Origin of the sequence: Bacillus massiliigorillae (assembly GCF_000380245.2) — a bacterium.
Classification (GTDB): Bacteria; Bacillota; Bacilli; order Bacillales; family DSM-1321; genus Bacillus_AD; species Bacillus_AD massiliigorillae.
In genome coordinates, this window is sequence record NZ_HG428742.1 from 230,497 (window position 1) to 251,733 (window position 21,237).

A 21,237-nucleotide genomic window follows, 5' to 3' on the forward strand; every position below is an offset into this window, starting at 1 on the left:
TATAATTTGGCAATTTCATAAGAATGTGGTCAATTTAAAATATGGGAAAAATAAGAAGCATATTAACTAAAGATGAAGGCATCCTTTATATGTATAAAGCCATTATGAAAAGTGCAAGCGCCATGATTAGCTCCGTATGTGCTGGAGCCCTCCAACCGAGATAAAGGAAAAACCGAAATGTGGAGAACGCCCGTTTATCGGTGACAAGCATAAGGCAAGCTGGCTAGAAGGTCGCTTTTAACCTTCTGGACTGATTGACTTATGACCTCGAGAGCCGATGGCGTTCGGAACTGGACAACACGAAGAGACGCTAGGCGATTCGAGATGTTGACTTATCGTAGGGAGGATGGCGAAGCACACTAGGAGCTGGGCGCTGGAGCTAGACATTATGAAAACCGTCATCGGTCTTATTTGATTAATGATTAATCATCTTGTTGAACTTTCTATCAAAAAAGGCAGAAATAAAGTTAGACAACAAAAAAAGCTGACCATAATCGGTCAGCTTAATGTTAGTTATATTATTTATCGGAATTTGCATCCTTTGTTGAAATCATTCGTAGAAGTGGCTTATAGTTACTACCAACAAGCCCTACTTTCTCAACAAATACTTCTATCGCTAATAGCAAGATCCCTATGATTAACAACGCACCCCAAAGTGTCGACATTGAGAAAATAAATGCGGCTAAACCAAATGATGCAGCCATTGCGTAAATAATGAGCACTGTTTGTCGATGTGAGTATCCTAATCGAAGCATACAGTGATGCAAATGCGACTTATCAGGAGCAGATAGCGGCTTCTTATTCACGATTCTTCTGATGATTGCAAAGAATGTATCAGAAATCGGAACACCTAGGATGATTACCGGAACAATTAACGAGATCATTGTTACGTTTTTAAATCCTAGAAGTGACAGAACAGCAATCATAAATCCTAAGAAAAGCGCGCCTGTATCACCCATGAAAATCTTAGCTGGGTGAAAATTATATTTAAGAAATCCTAATGTACTACCAATTAAAATCGCACCAATGCTTAAAACGAACATGTCGCCTTTTAACATCGCCATTCCAGAAATCGTAATTAAAGCAATGGTTGAGACACCCGCAGCTAATCCATCTAAACCATCAATTAAATTAATGGCATTCGTAATACCTACAATCCAAATGATTGTTAATGGAATACTTAGCATACCAAGGTGAATTTCTCCACCGAATGGAAGGTTAATGTAATCGACTTGGACACCACTAAGCACTACGATTAATGCAGCCGCGATTTGACCGATAAACTTCACTTTAGCCGATAATTCTAACATGTCATCGAAGACACCAATGACAACAATAATACTTGCACCAATGATGATTGCCCATGCACTCGTGCTATCTTGTGGTTGTGGTTGAAGAACCAACATACCAATTAAAAAACTAATAAATATCGCTAAACCACCAAGACGTGGCATAATTTTTTGATGAACTTTACGATGATTGGGCTTGTCAGTTGCTCCAATCTTGAAGGCCAATTTTTTTACCAAGGGTGTAATAATCAGCGTAGCAATAAAACATATTAACAAGGTAAGGTAGACCATGTAGTACCTCCTCAGATATTATCATAACCAATTGTAGTAAGATTTAAATTGTCAATTGTAACTTTTGTTTGCAGAGTATGGGTAATTATCATTCATCTAAATTCCCATATATCTACATCGTAAAACATCACTCTAGCATATTTTACTGAATCCTACTAAAACTTTCAAACTATTTTTATCTGAAATCGATAAAATTTAACAATTCCTTCTCATTAATATCATATTTGAAGTAATTAAAAACTTAATAGAATCCTTTTCTAGCAATCATTCATTCAGTCATAAAATGTTCCAAAATCTTTCTCATCCTATAGTATAGTTTTTATTACTTAATTTTGGTAAGATATAAGATATTGTAAAAAATAGAAAATTCACTTAGATATAAGGGGCATTCAATCATCATGTTATCCTTTTTAAAAAATTCACTTACAGATAATAGTCAAAAAAAGCTTAAAAGATATTATAAGATTGTAAATCAAATCAACTCACTTGAAGAAAAGTATCAATCGTTCAGTGATGAACAATTAAAAGATATGACCGTTACTTTCAAAAGTGAACTAGAGAACGGTAAAAAGATTCAAGATATTATTCCTGATGCTTTCGCTGTCGTTCGTGAAGCATCCAGACGTGTTTTAGGTATGCGCCATTTTGATGTTCAATTAATTGGTGGACTTGTTCTCTGTGAAGGAAACATCTCCGAAATGGCTACAGGTGAAGGAAAGACTCTCGTAGCATCTCTCCCAAGTTATGTAAGAGCACTTGAAGGAAAAGGCGTTCATGTCATTACGGTTAATGAATATTTAGCAAATCGTGACCGTGAAATCATCGGACAAATTCATGAATTTTTAGGCTTAACTGTAGGGTTAAACCTACCTCAAATGCAAACTCCTGATAAACAAGCAGCTTATAATGCAGATATCACTTATGGTGTAGGTACTGAATTTGGTTTTGACTATTTGCGAGACAATATGGTTGTCGATCCAAAGGAAAAAGTTCAACGCCCATATCACTTTGCCATCATCGATGAAGTAGATAGCGTACTTATTGACGAAGCAAAAACACCGCTAATAATCGCCGGAAAAATGGAAGCAAACACAGACCTTCATTATATTTCAGCTCGTTTAGCGAAATCATTCAAAAAAGATGAGCACTATTCATTTGATGAAGAAACAAAAGCAACGAACTTAACGGATGCTGGAATTGAAAAGATTGAAAAAGCATTCGGTGTTGATAACTTATATGACTTAGATCACCAAACACTTTACCATTATGTGATACAAGGTGTACGTGCGCATGTTATGTTCAAACGCGATGTTGATTACATTGTCAAAGAAGGTAAAATTCTTCTTGTTGATATGTTTACTGGCCGTATCATGGAAGGGCGTTCATTGAGTGATGGCTTGCATCAAGCAATTGAAGCTAAAGAAGGATTAGTTCTTACAGAAGAAAATAAAACACAAGCATCTATCACCATCCAAAACTATTTTAGAATGTATCCATTCCTTTCTGGTATGACTGGTACTGCCAAAACAGAAGAGAAGGAATTTTTGGAAGTTTATAAAATGCAAGTTGTGCCAATTCCTACAAATAGACCAAAAGCTAGGGAAGATTTAAAAGATCGCATGTACGAAACAACAGAGCAAAAATACGCTGCGATGCTTGAGCAAGTGAAAGAATGCCATAGTAAAGGTCAGCCCGTTCTAATTGGAACAACATCCATTCTGCAATCTGAAAAAGTAGCTGATTTACTAAAAGAAGCTGGGCTAGAATATGAAATCTTAAACGCGAAAAGCGTTGAACAAGAAGTTCGTCTAATTTCTTTAGCTGGACAAAAAAATCATATTACAATCGCAACAAATATGGCTGGTCGTGGTACAGATATCTTACTTGGTGAAGGTGTATCTGAAATCGGTGGACTATTTGTTTTAGGAACGGAAAAACATGAAAGCCGAAGAGTAGACAACCAATTACGAGGTCGTGCTGGACGTCAAGGGGACCCAGGAAGAACGCAATTCTTCCTCTCTTTAGAAGATGATATGTTCCGTCGTTTTGCTCATGAAGAAGTAGAAAAAATGAGTAAAAAACTAAAAGCAGATACTACCGGATTAATAACTAATAAAATAATTGATGAATTCATCGATCGTACGCAGCGTATTGTAGAAGGATCAAACTATGGCATGCGTGAATACAACCTTAAGCTAGATGATGTTATCAATGAACAGCGCAATATTATTTACTCTATCCGCAATAAAGTAATTGCTGGAGAAGAGATTATCGAGCTAGCGAAAAAAATGATTACACTTTCTGTGAACAATGCTATTGAACAAGCATGTCGAGAAGAAGTTGTTCCAGAAGAATGGCCAATTCAAGCACTTCAGGAAGAACTAAATAGCCTCTTAGCTACTCATGAAATTTCACTTGTTGATCGAATGACAAATCAACAAGATGCTCAGGATATCGTGAAGCCTTACTTAGACAGCTATTTAGAGCAACTGCTTGCACAAGAAGAATCTGAAAACTTCCAGACTTCATTAAAATATGCCATTATTGGTGTATTAGATCGTCAATGGGTTAGCCATCTAGAACTAATGGCCAGATTAAAAGAAGGTATTGGTCTTCGCTATTACCAACAAGAAGACCCAATGCGTATTTACCAAAAAGAAGGATTAGAACTATTCACACTTTCTTACAACAAAATCGGTAAATACATCGCTCTAGAAACAGCTCATTTAATTCAGTTAATTAATTTACAACAATAAAAGCGTAAGTGCTCCGTTAAGCTCCGTTAAGCTCCGTATGTGCTGGAGCCCTCTTCCTATTGATAAAGGATACACGAAGAGACGACAGTCGATTATCGTAGGGAGGATGGCGAAGCACACTAGGAGCTGAGCTACTTACGCTAGACACATCGAGATTAAATAAATCAGTAGACATTCAGGAGGAATACTTATGCTTTCCATGTTTCGTAAAAATGATAAAAAACTAAAAAATGAAGGAAAAGAAAGCACCGTTTCTTCAGAGGAAATTTTAAACCAGAAGGATGAAAATATCGATTTTAGTCAAGAAACAGAAATCGAAACAGAATTATCGTTACACCCTTCTTGGACACTTTCTCAAGAACAAGGTTATGTATATCGTTTCTTGAATAATGAACTATCACCACTGAAACCTAATCAAATTTCATTATCTGGAATTGAGTTACAACAAAATGGGGATAATATAGTTGCTATCGCCTTTGTCCGTAACAGTTTAAACAAAGCGATTACATTTGAAAATGTTACGTTATTATTATTAGACGAAAACCAAGAGCCATTTGCTCGTCATGAATTTGATATGTCAGAACTAGGCGAACTACCAAAGACTAGTAGCCGTCCATGGCAATTCGTATTTCCAAAAGAATCTCTAATGAAAAGTGAGTTTTCAACAACTGATTGGACACTTGCTTTTGAGATTAAACCGAAGCACGCTTTAGATCTTGCTGAATCTTGGGATAAGAGCTTAAGCTCTGAAGGTAAAGCTCAATTGCAAGAAATCGTAGATGGGCTAACTCCTCCAAAACACGGTGAAGTAAACTTTATGGGTCTACAAGCAGTTCAACATCAAGATGGGAATTTACATGTAACTGTCCTAATCAGAAACGGTAGCCCTAAATCAATTAGCATTCAACAATTGCCGCTTCAAGTATGGGATGCTTCTGGTGACATCGTTGCAAAGGGAGCTTTTAAATTAGATGACTTAGAAGTGAAAGCCAACACAACTAAGCCTTGGACATTCATCTTCCCAAAATCATTAGTATTAAAAGATGAGCTTGATTTCAGCTCTTGGAAAGTTGCAGCTGTAGAAGCTTAATCAAGAAACAGACTTATTCTTTTGAATGAGTCTGTTTTTTGCATTGAAGTAAGGCAAGAATCTAGAACCTATCAAAAAGGACCAGGTAAGAAAGTATATAATTTTGAATGGTGTCTAGCTCCAGCGCCCAGCGACTAGTAGATTTCGCCCATCTCCCTACGATAAGTCAACATCGAATCGGCTACCACCTCTTCGTGTTTCCTTTATCTCAGTCGAAGTGCTCCAATCTATACGTCGCAGAACGGGCGCTTGCGCTTTTCTTAGTTTGAGCGTGATTCTGGATGATTGTCTTCAATAGGTCTATACTTACCTATTAAGGGGGAAGAAACGTTGATACATGACATATTCGCATCATATGCCAGCTTACTAGATTTAAATATGTGGATTGAAGAACTTTCAAAGCCAAGCTCTTGGGGAATGATTCTATCATTAGCTGTACTAGAATGCTTACTATCTGCCGATAACGCATTAGTACTATCTGCTTTTGTACAGCGACTACCAAAGCATCAACAAAAGAAAGCATTAGTGTATGGATTATGGGGTGCTTATATCTTCCGTTTTATTCTAATTGGTTTAGGAGCCTATTTAATTCACTTATGGTTTATTAAATTATTAGGAGCTCTATACTTATTATGGTTAGCTTTCAAATTCTTTAAAGATAAATATAGTTCAAAAAGTACTACAGAAGAAGAAAACCACACGCCAAAGGCTGCTGGTGGTATGCTAGTCAAGATGTTCGGTGTATTTTGGGCTACCATCATTAGCATTGAATTGATGGATTTAAGCTTTTCAGTTGATAGTATCCTTGCGTCGCTAGCAGTATCGGATGAATTATGGCTCGTTCTGTTAGGGGGCATGCTAGGAATTCTATTAATGCGTGGAATTGCAACACTATTTATCGAGCTGATGAATAAAGTGCCGGAACTAGAAACAACCGCTTATATTCTTATCGCCTTCATTGGAGCAAAGATGGGATTAACATTACTAGACATTGAAATTCCTAATAGTATCTTCTTCACAGTGATGATTTTAGCTTTCGTTGTTACATTTGTTGTTCATTATTTTCACAAAGGAAAAGAAGGACGAACTGTCTAACATTCCACATTGTATTTTCATACAACGAATAAAAAATAGCATATTATATGAATATAAAAAACGGATGTCCTTATGAAACGAGGACATCCGTTTTTCTATTAATTATAGTTAGCCATCAATGCATCTAAATAAATTGTACCACTATTTTTATTAGTAGCATTTCCTTCAGCTACATAAATACTTTCGATGGAAATTGGATAAGCAATATTTTTTGGAATGACTGCTTTTACTTGCTTCCATTGTCCTTTCCAATCAAGCTTATGTTCTTCCGTGAAATTAAGTGTGTACTCTTTACCATTCTTATCTAAAATTTTAGTTCGTAGCCAATGCTTCTTCGCATCCGCCCATACCCAAACAGAAAGTGAAGTTGGTGTCGAAGGTACAGTTAATTTTGATGAAGGCTTCATATATGAAGCAGATACAGCACTACTTTTATAGCTTGTAAAATCATACTTGATTCCAATATATCCTGTACCTTCTTTTTTCAAGCTACTATGATTTTCTATTAAACTAGTTTTTGCTTTTGCACTTGCAGGCTTCCACTGTTTAACAGAATCTAATGAGCTTACAACGACGGGTTTATTGTCGATTACTGTAACTGGAATTTTCTTCACAGCAGTACCGCTCTTAATCACTACACTGCCTGTACCCACTCGTTCCGCTATAAATGTTGAGTTGTCCATACGTCCTATATTTCCCTCAACGGAATATTGAACAGGATATGCAGAAGGATTCAAAAGATTTTTATAGCTATCTAATGCAGATGTAACATTAAAGCTTACCTTACTTCCTACCACTACATTTCCTTTAGTGGATTGAGATACTTGAAGTTCGTTCGGTACACCATAAGGAGCTGTGCTAATCGCCTCTAATATAGCCGTAACATAACGTTGATTGCCGTAGGTTGGCATATTCACTAATGAAGCATAACGATTCCATGGACTTCTAACAGCCATTGTCGTTGAACCACCACCATCTAAATTAATAGCTTGGTAAGCCCCTTTCTTAATTAAAAGATTAGCAAATTCGCGATATGTCATACCTTTATTTTTTCCTTTTTGATCAACAGTAACCATAAATACTTTCTTACCTGTTATATCGATTGCAACAGCCGTACGAGCTGATCGCTCCCTAGCTTTATCACCTGAGACCGTTATATTTACCTTTCCATCTTGCACTAGCAACGGACCGCTCGCTAACATAAATTGTGCATCTTTCCATTTATCATCAATATTTAATGTAACAGAGACAGAGTCTCCTATTTTCATATTTTTCAAAGCAGCTACTTGCGTTCCTGAAGCAGATAAGACAAAACCATCTTTCGGGATTGTACTACCCGTTGTTTGTCCATAAGGTCTAATACTTGCTACTTTCCCTGTAAGAGTTTCTCCAAATGATGCCTCTTGATCAAGAATCTTCGATAAACCTTTAATAACTACTTCATAGCCAAATTGATTTGTTCGAGTTTTACCAATAGTGTCTCCATAACTATATTTAGAAGTATATAAAACACTATTGTTATCTTCTCTATCTACATTATAATGATTCATCTTTATCGTTTGATTATTATGTGTAACAGCAATATCAACATTAAAACGATCAATAATTGCCTTTTTATCTTTCGTTAAACCGATAGCAGCTGGAACATGCATATAGCCTGTATCCGCATCTGCTTCTTTACCTAAATGGAGAATTTTATTATTCTTCGCTAATAGATAAGAAATATTACCAGTAGTCATATTATAAACAGAGGCATTAACAGCTCCGACAACGTGATGTTTGTCACGAGTTTCGACCTTTGCAAGTGACGTTACAGGCAACATTTTTTCAATAGGCGTTGATACACCAAAATCAACCGTTGTATACGGGTTATTTAAATTAAGTTTCAATGTATTAACTAATTGATTCCGCTTATCGATAACCGTTTGTTCAGAACTCCAATCAACGCCAGGTGTTACCGCCGTATAGGCAGCAAAACTCTTCGAACCCCCAAAAACCAGTAAAGCACAGCAACAGAGAAGTAAACTAGATGTTACTCTTTTAATATTCAAAACTATTACAACCTTTCTAATTTTTCTTCTATTACTCTACTACTCTACTATATTTACCTTTCTATTCCAAACGTTATGGGTAAAACAAAAAAGATATCTGCTAGTAAGCAGATATCTTTTTTGTCTTCGACCAACCTTTGACCTACGTTTATCGTATTACAAAACGGAAATGGTATTACAATACATATTTTATCATATACCAAACGTATTACAAGACTATTATGAAAATATTTCTTCTATTGGATATAATTATAATATTTTTCCATATTTTATTCCATTTTTCAGGTAAAAAAGAGGTTATTTCCATTTTCACTTTGGAAATAACCTCTTAATCATGCATTCTTAAAAACTATTTGAATTAAGGAGCATATACTTTCAATGTATATGGCGTGATACTAGCTGCACCATTTGCATCACTTACTTTAACTTGATATTTGCCTGCTTGTAAATTCATTTGGAATTCTTCAAGATCACCTTGATGGTATGAATCGGATTCCTTAATTAATTTACCATTAGAATACAGGCTGATAACGCTATCTGCTTCTTTTCCAGCTTCAAGTTTCACTGTTACAGCAGCATTTTTCTTTAAGTCAAATTCATACCAATCCACATCTCCACCTGTAACTCCTGCATTCAAGTAGCCTGTAGCTGTTTGTAAAGTGCCGCTTGCTTGCTTCATCTTCATTGGTTTCGCCTGACTAGATACTTCATCTTTCTTATTCAGCGATTCTAATTTCAATGTATAAGGTAGTAACGAGAATGAAGATGTATAGTCTAAGCTGTAACCTCCAACGACAATAAAGTATCCTTTATTTTGAACTGTTTTAAAGGACCCTGATGTAAAATTTTGTAAACCTCTTTCAATTACTTGAATTTCTTGGTCACCCTCATCCAATTTACCGTTACCATTCGAATCTTCAATAATTGTTGCATAGCCATGATATGGTTGGATTAATTCACTTGGATACTGGTTTCTTAACGCATTTGTCACAGGATCTACTTCCACTGAGATACCTTTAATACCTGTTTCGTTTGCTGCATAATAATAACGATCAATATCATTAGGCATAGCTAAGTTTGCCTTTATACTTGACGAAGATAATTTTGCGATATCGTCTTTTTCGTTGTTTGGCTCATATTCATCTTCAGGATTCGCAACGGCTAATTTACTTGTTAACTCATATGGTTCAAATGATATTGCATTTCCATCTTCAGAATAATAATTACCAGAAATCGTTACAAGATATTTTTTCCCTTTTTGTAAGCCTGTATAGAACTTATCCTTCATGTCAGCGTTATACCAACCCCAAACCATATTTTCGCTAATACCGTTTAGATACGTTAGTACTTCACCATCATCATTTTTCTCTTCTACCACTTCAGAAATGCTTACGTATGGAGTTTTCTTCTCTCTATTATTAATACCAAATTCATAAATCGCTGTTTCTTCAGGATTAATTAAGAAAACATCTATATCCGTATTGTTTTGTAAATATCCTTTCGCTCGGTCACCGATTCCATAACTTTGAGCACCATCAAGTAACGTTTTCATGATACGGTTTTGTTCTTCAAAATATGGATCGCTTGCAGCCTTAACAGCAGAACGTTGCTTCTGCCATAATCTTTGAGAAGTAGCTACTGCCTCACCACTCTTCTCATTTTCTGCTGATTCTCCATATAACGTTTCTTCATTAATGCCATCTTCATCCTCTGGTAACACCTTGCTATCAACTTTTAAGGAGTATGGTAATAAGGAAGAGTTATTACCTTCAGATGCAAGTATTTCTGTCGTAGCCATTGACGGACCGAAATAAAATGTATTGTAGTCGTATGCATTTGCGCCTATTTTAATGATATACTCTTGATCTGCTTGAGCAGTAAAGGTTAATAATTCCCCTTGACCAATCTTCCCATTATTCGCATAGAATTCTGGTCCACCTGATTCTTCTCCTTCTAAATACACTTTAAGCATATCTAGCTTTGCTTGAGGTGACAGAGGTTCCCCATTCTCTCCAGTCGCATCTTCTGGAATTATATTGTTTAAATTGTACACACTAATATCTGTGTTTAAGCCTGGGATTTCAGACAAATTCACTCTAATCATCTGTTCTTCTTTTACCTTTAATGTAAAGTAATCAAAATCTCCATTTTTCACTGCTAATGTATAAGATTTCGCTGTGTTATATGGAAGACTTGGAATAGCAATCATTTGTTCAATGGTGGACTCATCTTTCGGTAATTCTTTAGCTGCTGTTACAGAAAGTTTGTATGAAGATGCCTTGTTTCCAGAGTCATCAAAGTTAGCGTTAACATCTTTCACACCGATAACCATTGTACCGTCAAATGGTGCTTGCAGTAACTTACCTTCTGAGCTACCGTCTTGCGAATCATTAATATCTAAAGATTGTACTTTTCCATTTGCGCCATAGAAATGTGTCATGATTTTATAATCATATTGTTTTGCACCTAGTAAAGACGTTTGTATATATTCGCCCTTCTTCACTTCAAATTGTAGCCATTTTTGCTCAAACGGTTTCGTAATACTATCTTCCTTCACAACCGGATTACTAACATCTACTTTCTCTGCTTTCGCAAGGATTTCTTGCTTTGTCCAATCTTCTTTTACATAGGCTGGTAGTTTCGAAACATCATATGATAAAGCCTTTACAATATTCACTAGCCCATGCGCATATTTCGTATCATAACCTGGCTCACCTAAATCATCCGCTGTTTGTTCTAAAATGTATTCCACTTGTGCTGGTGTTAAATTAGGATATTTCGATAATAAAAGTGATGCTGCACCTGCAATGACTGGGGAAGCCATTGATGTACCGCTACCTTCCGCGTATGTTGATTTTTTATAAGGCTCATACAGCGTACTATAAACTGCTTCACCTGGAGCCACAATATCAACTGAAGGACCAAAGCTTGAGAACTCCGATAATTTCTTTTCCTTATTAATAGACCCTACACTTATAACACCTTCATAGCCCGCTGGATAATTCACATAATCTGCTGCATCATTTCCAGCAGCAGCTACTACTACTACACCTGCTTTGATTGCTTTCTGAACAGCCGCTTCTGTGACTGGAGAATTATACGGCATTCCTAGACTCATATTAATAACCTTTGCACCTTTTGCAACAGCTGTAAGAATACCATCTGCTAGCACATAATCACTTAAGTAATAGCCATTACCATCCAACACATCAATCGGTAAGATTTTCACATTTGGATTAATCCCATAGCCACCTATACCATTGCCTTTGACCGCTCCAATAATACCGGATACATGTGTACCGTGATCTGCTGCAAACGGTTGATTCCCTGGATTTGCAATGTTAATACCAGGTAGTAAATTATCTTTCAAATCCGGATGATTTGGGTCTGTTCCCATATCGATAACAGCAACTGTTACTTTATTTTTCCCTGCTAGCTGTTGAGCCTTGTCCACTTGTAGCATAGACAATTGATATTGCTGATTCGCTTTAGGGTCGCCTAGAGATTGCAGCTTATAAAGAACACTAGGGCTAACTGACGTTACTTTCTCTAGCTTTTGGTAAACTTTCATTACTTTTGCTAAATCATTTTTGCTTTTTACTTTCACTACTGCATAATTTAAATCAGCGATTTGACGTACAAGTGTACCACCAGCTGCACGATGTTCTGTTGCTGTAAGCGGTTTGTTATATCGAATAATAAAAGTATCCTCACTAAAAGGTGATTTTTGCTGATCTTGCTGTAATTGTTGAGACTGTAAATAGGAGATGCTCTTAAAATTATCTAGCACAGGCAATGTTTTTGCTTTTGCTAGTGTAGCTGACGGCATAGCAGCAGATGCTAATAGAAGTGAACTCAAGCCAAACGCAGCAACTGTTTTCAAACTCTTCTTCATACATTTCCCCCTTTTCATATTAAAAATTACTAGATTATGTATTTACTAATCTCTTTTGCAATAAGAGATAGCAAACCCCATGATTGTTAGACGTATAGAAATTGGGAAAAGTTTCATTATTTTGGATATTTTTATATTTATTTCAAATATTTTTAAATACAAAAAAACTGCACCTTCCGCCGGGTATACCGACAGACGGAACAGTTTTTTTAATTACATATAATTTAAGGCGTTGTAACCTTCAATGTATACGGTGAAATACTTGCCGTACCATATGCATCATTTACCTTCACCTGATATTTGCCCTTCTCCAAATTCAACTGAATCACTTCATCATCACCTAAATGATAAAGATCTGAGTTTTGAATGAGCTTCCCATTTTGATAAATACCGAGTACACCATCTATTTCTTTACCTGCTTCAAGTTTTACCGTAACAGTCGAATCTTTACTCACTTCGAACTGATACCAATCAATGTCTCCGCCGTTAATACCCGCATTCAAATAGCCAGTTGCTGTTTGTAACGCACCATTTTCTTGTTTCATTTTAATTGGTTTTAGTTGGCTTGAGACCTCATCTTGCTTATTCATAGATTCTAGCTTAAAAGTATATGGTAGCAATGTTAACGGTATATTACCTGTGGTATATCCATAAATTTCAATCAAATAACCTTGTCCTTGTTTCACTTTAAATGAACCTGAAGAGAATCCACTTGGTCCCTTTTCAATGTAGGCAACCACTTCGTCTCCCTCATCAAACACTCGATTACCATTCTTATCTTCGACTACACTAGCGAATCCTTCAAAATCACTAAGTAATTCTTGTGGATATTGCTGTTTCATCGCCTCAGTCGCTTTTTCCGCTGTAACTGAAATTGCTTTTATACCTGTGTCAGGTGCTTGATAATAGAAAATATCACTATCATTTGGCATTGCAAAATTACCTTGGAAAGTAGCGGCTGGTAAGTTTTTAATATTTTTATAATCACTTGGCTCATAAGCATCAGATGGATCTGTTATTATCTTCTTAGACGTTAACTCATACGGTTCAAAAGATATTCCTTGTTCTGCATTAGGTGCAAGTTTCACTAAATATTTCTTACCTTTTTCCATTCCTGTATAGAATTGCTCCATACCACTTCTGTCAAAGCCACTCCAGTCGATGTTATCACTAATATAATTCGGAATCAGATATGTCTTACCATCTTCACCTTTTTCTTCACTAACCTCAATAATATCCGCAAAAGGAATATTGCCATCATAGTTTTTCAATCCAAATTGATAGATTGCTGTTTCTTCTGGCTCCACAAAGAAATAATCTTGGTCCATTTCATTTTGAATATAGCCTTTTGCTTTATCTCCAATTGTGTATGGCAAAGCTTTTTCTAATATGGTATTCACTTTTGTATTTGCTTCTTCAAAATAATTATCTTCAGCTGCTCGAATACTATTGTTCTTCTTCGCAGCATTACTAATAATAATCGTTACAGAATGGTTTTGATTTTCTTCACCTAGAACACTACTATCTAATCCATCCTCATCGGCTGGTAACATTTTACTTGTCACATTAAGTGAATATGGAATAAGAGAAGAAGGTTTCTCTTCATCTGGTAACGATAAATCAATGCCAAATATTTGAGCAAATAGTAAATCGATTTCATTCATATTTACGGCATCACCAGCTAATTTAATAATATACTCTTGGTTTGGTTGGGCTGTAAATGTAACACTTTCACCTTTCCCTACGCCATAACTATTACCTGTAAAATCTGCTGGTAGTTTTTCTTCACCTTCTAAAGCTTCTTTTAGTCTAGCTAGTTTCTCTAATTCGGAAGGCTGTTCACTTGAATCTCCATCTACTAAATTGCTTGCATTATACACACTGATTTCCGTATTAAGACCTGGAATACCAGACATATTAAGCTTAACTAACTGTTCCTCCTGTACTTTCAGTGTAAAGTAATCATAATCTCCTTTTTCACCAGCTAGAGTAAATGACTTACCCGATTGATATGGAAGACTTGAAATATCAATCATCTTTTCTACACTTGATTCATCTTTAGGTAATTCCGCTACCTTTTCAACTGTTAATTTATATTTAGATGCTTGGTTTACAGAATCATCGAAACTACCATTTACATCTTTTACACCAATTGCAAGTGTTCCATCAAATGGAGCTTGAATGAGCTTCCCTTCAACTGTACCTTCTTGTGAATCATTTACATCAAATGATTCTACTTTATTATTTCCCCCGAAGAAATGCCCCATGATTTTGTAATCGTACATTTTAGAGCCTTCTAGAACAGTTTGAATATACTCACCCTTTTTCACTTCAAGTTGAATCCATTTTTGTTCGTAAGGTTTTGTAATAGCCCCTTCTTTAATAACCTTCTCCGTTGCATCTACTTGCTCAGCTTGCAGTTGAATTTCTTTATGTGTCCATTCATTTTTCACATAGGATGGCATATCTTTCACATTATAAGATAATGCCTTGACGGGATTAACAAGGCCGTTCGCATATTTTGTATCAAAGCCTTTTTCACCAAGATCATCCGCTGTTTTCTCTAAAATATATTCTACTTGAGCTGGTGTTAAGTTTGGATATTTCGCTAGCAGAAGCGAAGCTACACCTGCTACCACTGGCGATGCCATCGACGTACCACTAGCAGAAATGAAAGTTGATTTCTTTTCATAATTGTATAACGTACTATAAACATCTTCTCCTGGAGCTACAACGTCTACAGAAGGTCCAAAATTAGAATAGGAAGACAGTTCTTTCTTCTTGTTGATTGAACCTACACTAATTACACCTTCATAGGCTGCAGGATATTCTACTTCATCACTGCCACTATTACCAGCAGCAGCTACAACAACAACGCCGCTTTCAATAGCTTTTGATACTGCATCCTCAAGAATTGGTGTTGTCCCAGGTCCACTTAAGCTCATATTAATAACTTTTGCACCTTTCTCAACTGCATATAAAATGGCATCTGCAATACTTACATCAGACGCACCCCAGCCACCATCAAAAACATCGATTGGCAATATCTTTGCGTTAGGGTTAATCCCATAGCCACCTATACCGTTTCCTTTTTCAGCGGCAATAATACCTGAAACGTGCGTACCATGATCAATGTCTTGTGCAATATTTTGATTCGCAGGGTTTGCAGCATTATAACCTGGTAGTACAACATTCTTTAAATCAGGATGTTTTGAATCTGTACCTGTATCAATAACAGCTACAATCACTTTATTCTTTCCTGTTAATTGCAATGCTTGCTCTGTACGGAGCATCGCATGTTGATACTGTTCGCTCGCCTTAGGATCGCCTAGAGAACTGGTGGTGAATAACATACTAGGTCGAACAGATTCTACTTTTCCTAGCTTTTGATACGCTTTCATGACTTTAGCTAAATTTTGCTTGTTCTTTACTTTGATTTCGGCATAATTCAATTTAGCAACTTGCCGAACCAGCGTTCCTCCAGCAGCTTTATGTTCTGTAGCTGTGAGTGCTTTATTGTACTTAATGATAAAACTGTCTTCACTCATTGGAACTTTCTTTTCTTGATTTCCTTTTAAAGATTTTTTCACTGATGATTTTTTTACATTTTCTAGCGCCGTTTTCGTCGATGCTAGAGATGCAGAAGGAATAGCCATTGATGCCAATAGCATCGAGCTTAATCCAATTGCTGCAAAAACTTTCAAACCTTTCTTCATGTACATCCTCCTTTTTCAAATCGAACAATAGATTATGTATGTACTAATCTCTTTTTTCCAAAAAGAGACAGTAGCTCCAATTACATTATACTAGTTATTTATGGAAAATGTTTCATAATATGTATATTTTTATAGACAAAAAAACTACTCACCTAATTATCAAAAGATAACTAGATGAGTAGTTTCATTATTTTATCTTTGCAATGCAAAAAAGGATGTTGCTTTCGTTGTTATGTTTCCAGCACGATCTTTACATTCAACTACATACTGATAGTTTCCTACTGCTACGTCGACATTACTACTATTCTTGCCATCCCACTTTAAAGAATAAGTAGAAGGAGAGAACAGTTGATTGTTTGCTAGTGTTCGGACATTCTCTCCTTGATTGGAGACAACTTTTACCGTTACATATGCAGGCTCTCTCACATTAAATCTCGCAATGCTAGTATTTGTTCCATCTGCAACAAAAACAGCTGGTTCAGCCGCTACTGATAAAGCAGGAGCCTCGCGATCGACAACAATACTAGCTGACGTTGTAGATTTAGCTTTATTAGCATCTACTGCAGTGAAAATAACTTTATATGTTCCATCTACCATGTATTTGCCATTTCCATTTTTACCGTCCCAAGTAAATGTACGACTTCCTGCACTAACAGATGCATTACTCCAAATAGATTTCACTAATTTGTTTTGTGCGTTTACTACTTGTGCTGTAAGTTTAGCAGGTTTGCTAACATTGATTGGCAAACTTAACTTACTTTGTGCAACTGGTGAGTAATAAGTCACTGCTGGTGCTGAAACAGTTGCCGGCATTGTATTCTTTACAGGTATTGTTTTATATGTTCGGAAGTTTCCTTTATTGCTAGTAAATGAAACGACAAATTTATATTGACCATTAGTAGCATATGAACCATTATCTAATGAACCGTTCCAATAAACAGTAGCTTGTCCACCATTCCACGCTTTATTGCTTAATAATGTTTTAACAACCTTACCATTTGCATTTTGGATCTGCACTGATAGGTTTGTGTTTTTTGGTGCAGTAAATGAAACACTTATTCTATTTTTTCCTGTTATTGTAAAACTAGATGGTGATTTGAAATTAGATATTGGTGATCCAGTTAATGTTAAAGCTTTATAAGCTGATACTCGTCCACTTCCATAAAACATATCCCAGCCACGATTTCCATAATCTACAGATGATTTCTTAAGAATGGTCTGCACTTCACCAACTGTAGTAAATGGATTTTTTGCAAGAATAAGAGCGGCTATGCCTGATACAACAGGTGCTGCCATCGATGTTCCATCCATCACAGCATATCTGCTTCCCGCAATGGTTGACATAATTCCCTCACCTGGTGCTGAAACATCCACATACTTTCCATAATTCGAGAAATACGTAACATTGTCATAACGATCCGTTGCACTTACAGCAATAACATTCGCGTAGGCAGCTGGATAGAATTCCAGATCTGTATCTTCATTTCCCGCAGCCGCAATAACTACGACTCCATTCTTTACTGCATATTGAATAATATTATCTTCCACGTAATCATAAGCATAGTCACCAAAGCTTAAATTAATAATATCGGCACCGTTTTTGACTGCGTATTCAATTGCTGCAGCAATTGTAAACGTTTCTGCATATTCGCCATCGAATACATTAATCGGCATAATCTTTGTATTTGGAGCAATTCCTGCTGTTCCATACTTATTAAAAGCAGCCGCAATGATGCCCGCTACATGAGTACCGTGATTGTCTGCAATATAATCACTTGAACCAGTGACCATATCTATTGGCGATACGATGCTGTTCTTTAAATCTGGATGATCTTTTTGAGCTCCTCCATCAACAACAGCAACGACAACGTCGGAAGATCCTTTCGTAACATCCCAAGCCTTTGGTGCTTCGATTTTTGGTAAATACCATTGCTTATAATAATAAGGCTCTTGTGAAACAAATGACTTCTTCACTTTTGTATTAGGTTGTACATAGGCAATTTCTTTATATTGTACTAATTCCTTTGCTATTTCTTGAATAGAATCTCCTCTAGGTGTTGAAGCAAGTATGTAGTTACCATTAAGCAATGTTGATTCGACTGTCAAATCATATTGCTTTAAGATTTCTTGCTTCTTCTCTTCAGATGCTGTACTAGCAAAAGAAATAACTAATTCTCCTGGTTCATATTCCTCTGCCTCAGAGAAAATTTGCTTTACTTGTTTCTTAGAAACTGGTGGTTGAACTGCAGCATTTGGCTGATTACTATTCTCTATATTCTCAACAGTATTCGACTGCTCTTGTGATGGTTGTTCATTCGCTTGATTATTTGTTTCAGGAGCAGCGTAACCCGTTATTGGACTAATCGCTAGCATTAATGCTAATAAAATCGATAGTTTCTTCATTGCAAAGTACCTTCCTTCTAAAATATGAATATTAGAAAATATAATCTTGTTATTCAAAAATAATTGTACATTTCTATTCTATCTATAAATATTAAATTTTGCGAATTTTTCACGAACCATGTATTTCTAATAAGAAAAGCGTAAGCGTCCGTTTAGCTCCGTATGAACTGGAGCCCTCCGACTGAGATAAAGGAAACACTAAGAGCCGTTAGGCGATTAGATGTTGACTTATCGTAGGGAGGTTGGCGAAGTTCACTAGGAGCTGGGCGCTGAAGCTAGACAGCAAAAAGACCACTCCTATTCATTTTTATGAAATAAAAAACAATTGTTCATTTTATTTTTTATTTAACACCACCAAAAAAAGAAAATAAGCACGAAGTACATGCACACAAAAGTGATTTACAAAATGAAAATAAAAAAGGAAAAATTCATGCAAAACAACAAGTAAACAGCTAATATTGATTCTTTTTTTATGTCGATGATTTCTTTTCTCTTTTATACTATCTATATACAGTTAATCTCTAAATTTTCTCACTTTAACTATTTAATTAGATACAGAGGGAGAGTATAACAATGATAAATAAAATGTATCAACCATTTACAAAAGAAGAGTTTTATCAAGTCTTAGCGCCGAGTGGCGAACTACTTGATTCGATTGAAGAAATTATAACTGAACCTTTAATGAAGAAAATGTACGAGAATATGATGTTAGTTAGAGCTTTTGATCGAAAAGCCATTCATTTACAACGACAAGGACGGCTCGGAACATACGCACCATTTGAAGGACAAGAAGCTGCTCAAGTTGGAAGCGCTTTAGCACTATCTCCTGATGATTGGATGTTTCCAACTTACCGTGATCACGCAGCAGCAATCGTACACGGTCAAGATTTATACCGTGTATTGCTCTATTGGAACGCCCATCTAGATGGCTCGATTTGTCCAGATGGTAAACGGCTCATTCCTCCAACTGTTCCAATCGCTACTCAAATGCTTCATGCTGTGGGAACCGCTTGGGCTAGTAAACTGAGAGGAGAAAATAATATTAGCATCGCCTACTTTGGGGACGGTGCCACATCAGAAGGAGACTTTCATGAAGCGTTAAACTTTGCTGGTGTATATAAAACCCCTACTATTTTCTTCTGTCAAAATAACGGATACGCCATTAGTGTTCCGTTCAAAAAACAATCAGCTTCTAAAACCATCGCCCAACGCGCTATCGCATATGACATTCCCGGAGTTCGTGTGGATGGAAATGACATCTTTGCCGTTTGGTTAACTGTTAAAGAAGCGATTGAACGAGCTCTAAGAGGTGAAGGACCAACTTTAATTGAAGCGGTAACATTCCGATACGGCGCCCACACAACCGCAGATGATCCGAAAAAATATCGCGACCAAGAACATTTATCTTCTCATTGGCGAGACAATTACGACCCTATTACCCGCCTGCAAAAGTTTTTATATCGAAAAGGTCTTTGGAACGAAGAAAAAGAAGAAAAGTTAGTCCAACAAATTGAAGAAAAAATCAATATGCATGTCCAAAAAGCCGAAAGCTATCCAAAAGCAGACCCACTAGATATGTTTAATCATGTGTACGCAACACAACCTTGGCATATCCAAGAACAACAAAATGAATTACGGCAAGCTCTACAAAAGGATGTGAAATCTAAATGACTAGAAAGCTAAATATCCTTCAAGCTATTACAGAAGCAATGGACCAAAAACTCCAACAAGATGAACGCGTTATGCTAATGGGAGAAGATATCGGTGTAAATGGAGGTGTCTTTCGAGCAACAGAAGGCTTACAGGCTAAATATGGAGCCAACCGTGTCATCGATACACCTTTAGCTGAATCAGGTATTATCGGTTCGAGTATTGGCTTAGCTCTTAACGGCATGCTTCCATTAGTAGAGATTCAATTTCTTGCTTTTATTTATCCTGGATTTGAACAGCTTGTTACACATGCTGCTCGCATGAGATATCGCACAAGAGGGCAATTTACCATTCCACTCACCATTCGAACTCCTTATGGCGCTGGTATTAGAGGGCCCGAGCTACATTCCGAAAGTGTTGAAACCTTCTTCGCACATACACCTGGTTTAAAAGTCGTTGTACCAAGTAATCCATATGACGCTAAAGGGCTACTCATTTCCGCTATTGAAGATCCTGATCCCGTTATCTTTATGGAACCAACAAAATTATACCGAGCATTCAAGGAAGATGTTCCCGAAGAATTGTACCGTGTACCAATCGGTCAGGCTAAAGTTGTTCAAGAAGGAAGTGATTTAACCATCTTTGCTTGGGGTACCATGCTGCGAGAAGCGTTACAAGCGGCTAAAAAAATCGAAACCGAGAAAGGCTGGAAATGTGAGGTTGTTGATTTACGGACACTATATCCGTTAGATAAAGAAACCATCCTTCAATCTATTAAGAAAACAGGAAGAGCCGTAGTTATTCATGAAGCTCATAAAACAGCTGGATTAGGTGCGGAAATTATTTCACTTATCAATGACGAAGCGCTCATTTACTTGAAAGCACCGATTAAGCGCATAGCTGGATTTGATGTTCCTGTACCACCGTTTAGTGTTGAAAATGATTTTATGCCTACTGTTGAACGAATGAAACAAGGTATTATAGAAACTATTTCATTTTAA

The 21,237-nt window shown here is 36.5% G+C and carries 10 protein-coding genes; 5 read left to right on the plus strand and 5 right to left on the minus strand.

What is annotated here, in order from left to right; translation table 11 throughout:
- Nucleotides 1-518 precede the first annotated feature (518 nt).
- Nucleotides 519-1,580 carry a glycosyltransferase family 4 protein gene (locus TX86_RS17365; protein ID WP_042350856.1) on the minus strand — a complete coding sequence of 354 codons (1,062 nt, stop codon included), beginning with the start codon at nucleotides 1,578-1,580 and terminating at the stop codon, nucleotides 519-521.
- Nucleotides 1,581-1,978: 398 nt separating this feature from the next.
- Here TX86_RS17365 and secA2 point away from each other — a divergent pair, with 398 nt between their 5' ends.
- The 3 genes from secA2 (at nucleotide 1,979) to TX86_RS17380 (ending at nucleotide 6,521) form a co-directional block, all read left to right on the plus strand.
- Nucleotides 1,979-4,336 carry an accessory Sec system translocase SecA2 gene (secA2, locus tag TX86_RS17370; RefSeq protein WP_042350858.1) on the plus strand — a complete coding sequence of 786 codons (2,358 nt, stop codon included), beginning with the start codon at nucleotides 1,979-1,981 and terminating at the stop codon, nucleotides 4,334-4,336.
- A gap of 190 nt (nucleotides 4,337-4,526) precedes the next feature.
- Nucleotides 4,527-5,426, plus strand: a complete 900-nt coding sequence (locus TX86_RS17375; protein WP_042350860.1) for an accessory Sec system S-layer assembly protein — start codon at nucleotides 4,527-4,529, stop codon at nucleotides 5,424-5,426.
- A 330-nt stretch (nucleotides 5,427-5,756) separates the two neighbouring features.
- Nucleotides 5,757-6,521 (plus strand): TerC family protein, encoded by a 765-nt coding sequence (locus TX86_RS17380; protein WP_081707737.1) that lies wholly within the window; start codon nucleotides 5,757-5,759, stop codon nucleotides 6,519-6,521.
- Nucleotides 6,522-6,619: 98 nt separating this feature from the next.
- Here TX86_RS17380 and TX86_RS25865 read toward each other — a convergent pair whose 3' ends face one another.
- The 4 genes from TX86_RS25865 to TX86_RS25870 all read right to left on the minus strand — a co-directional run bounded on the left by TX86_RS25865 (nucleotide 6,620) and on the right by TX86_RS25870 (nucleotide 18,586).
- On the minus strand, nucleotides 6,620-8,572 hold the full coding sequence (locus TX86_RS25865; RefSeq protein WP_052343719.1) for a phosphodiester glycosidase family protein: 1,953 nt from the start codon (nucleotides 8,570-8,572) through the stop codon (nucleotides 6,620-6,622).
- A gap of 358 nt (nucleotides 8,573-8,930) precedes the next feature.
- Nucleotides 8,931-12,467 carry a S8 family peptidase gene (locus tag TX86_RS17390; RefSeq protein ID WP_042350862.1) on the minus strand — a complete coding sequence of 1,179 codons (3,537 nt, stop codon included), beginning with the start codon at nucleotides 12,465-12,467 and terminating at the stop codon, nucleotides 8,931-8,933.
- 224 nt (nucleotides 12,468-12,691) lie between these two features.
- Nucleotides 12,692-16,183 carry a S8 family peptidase gene (locus TX86_RS17395; protein WP_042350864.1) on the minus strand — a complete coding sequence of 1,164 codons (3,492 nt, stop codon included), beginning with the start codon at nucleotides 16,181-16,183 and terminating at the stop codon, nucleotides 12,692-12,694.
- A 192-nt stretch (nucleotides 16,184-16,375) separates the two neighbouring features.
- A complete protein-coding gene (locus TX86_RS25870; protein ID WP_052343721.1) occupies nucleotides 16,376-18,586 on the minus strand; it encodes a S8 family serine peptidase in 2,211 nt (736 codons plus the stop codon).
- Between the two features lie 573 nt (nucleotides 18,587-19,159).
- Between TX86_RS25870 and pdhA the strand changes: the two genes are divergently transcribed.
- Nucleotides 19,160-20,257, plus strand: coding sequence for a pyruvate dehydrogenase (acetyl-transferring) E1 component subunit alpha (pdhA, locus tag TX86_RS17405; protein ID WP_042350866.1), 1,098 nt, complete (start codon nucleotides 19,160-19,162; stop codon nucleotides 20,255-20,257).
- Nucleotides 20,254-21,237, plus strand: coding sequence for an alpha-ketoacid dehydrogenase subunit beta (locus TX86_RS17410; protein WP_042350867.1), 984 nt, complete (start codon nucleotides 20,254-20,256; stop codon nucleotides 21,235-21,237). The genes pdhA and TX86_RS17410 overlap by 4 nt, the downstream gene beginning before the upstream one ends.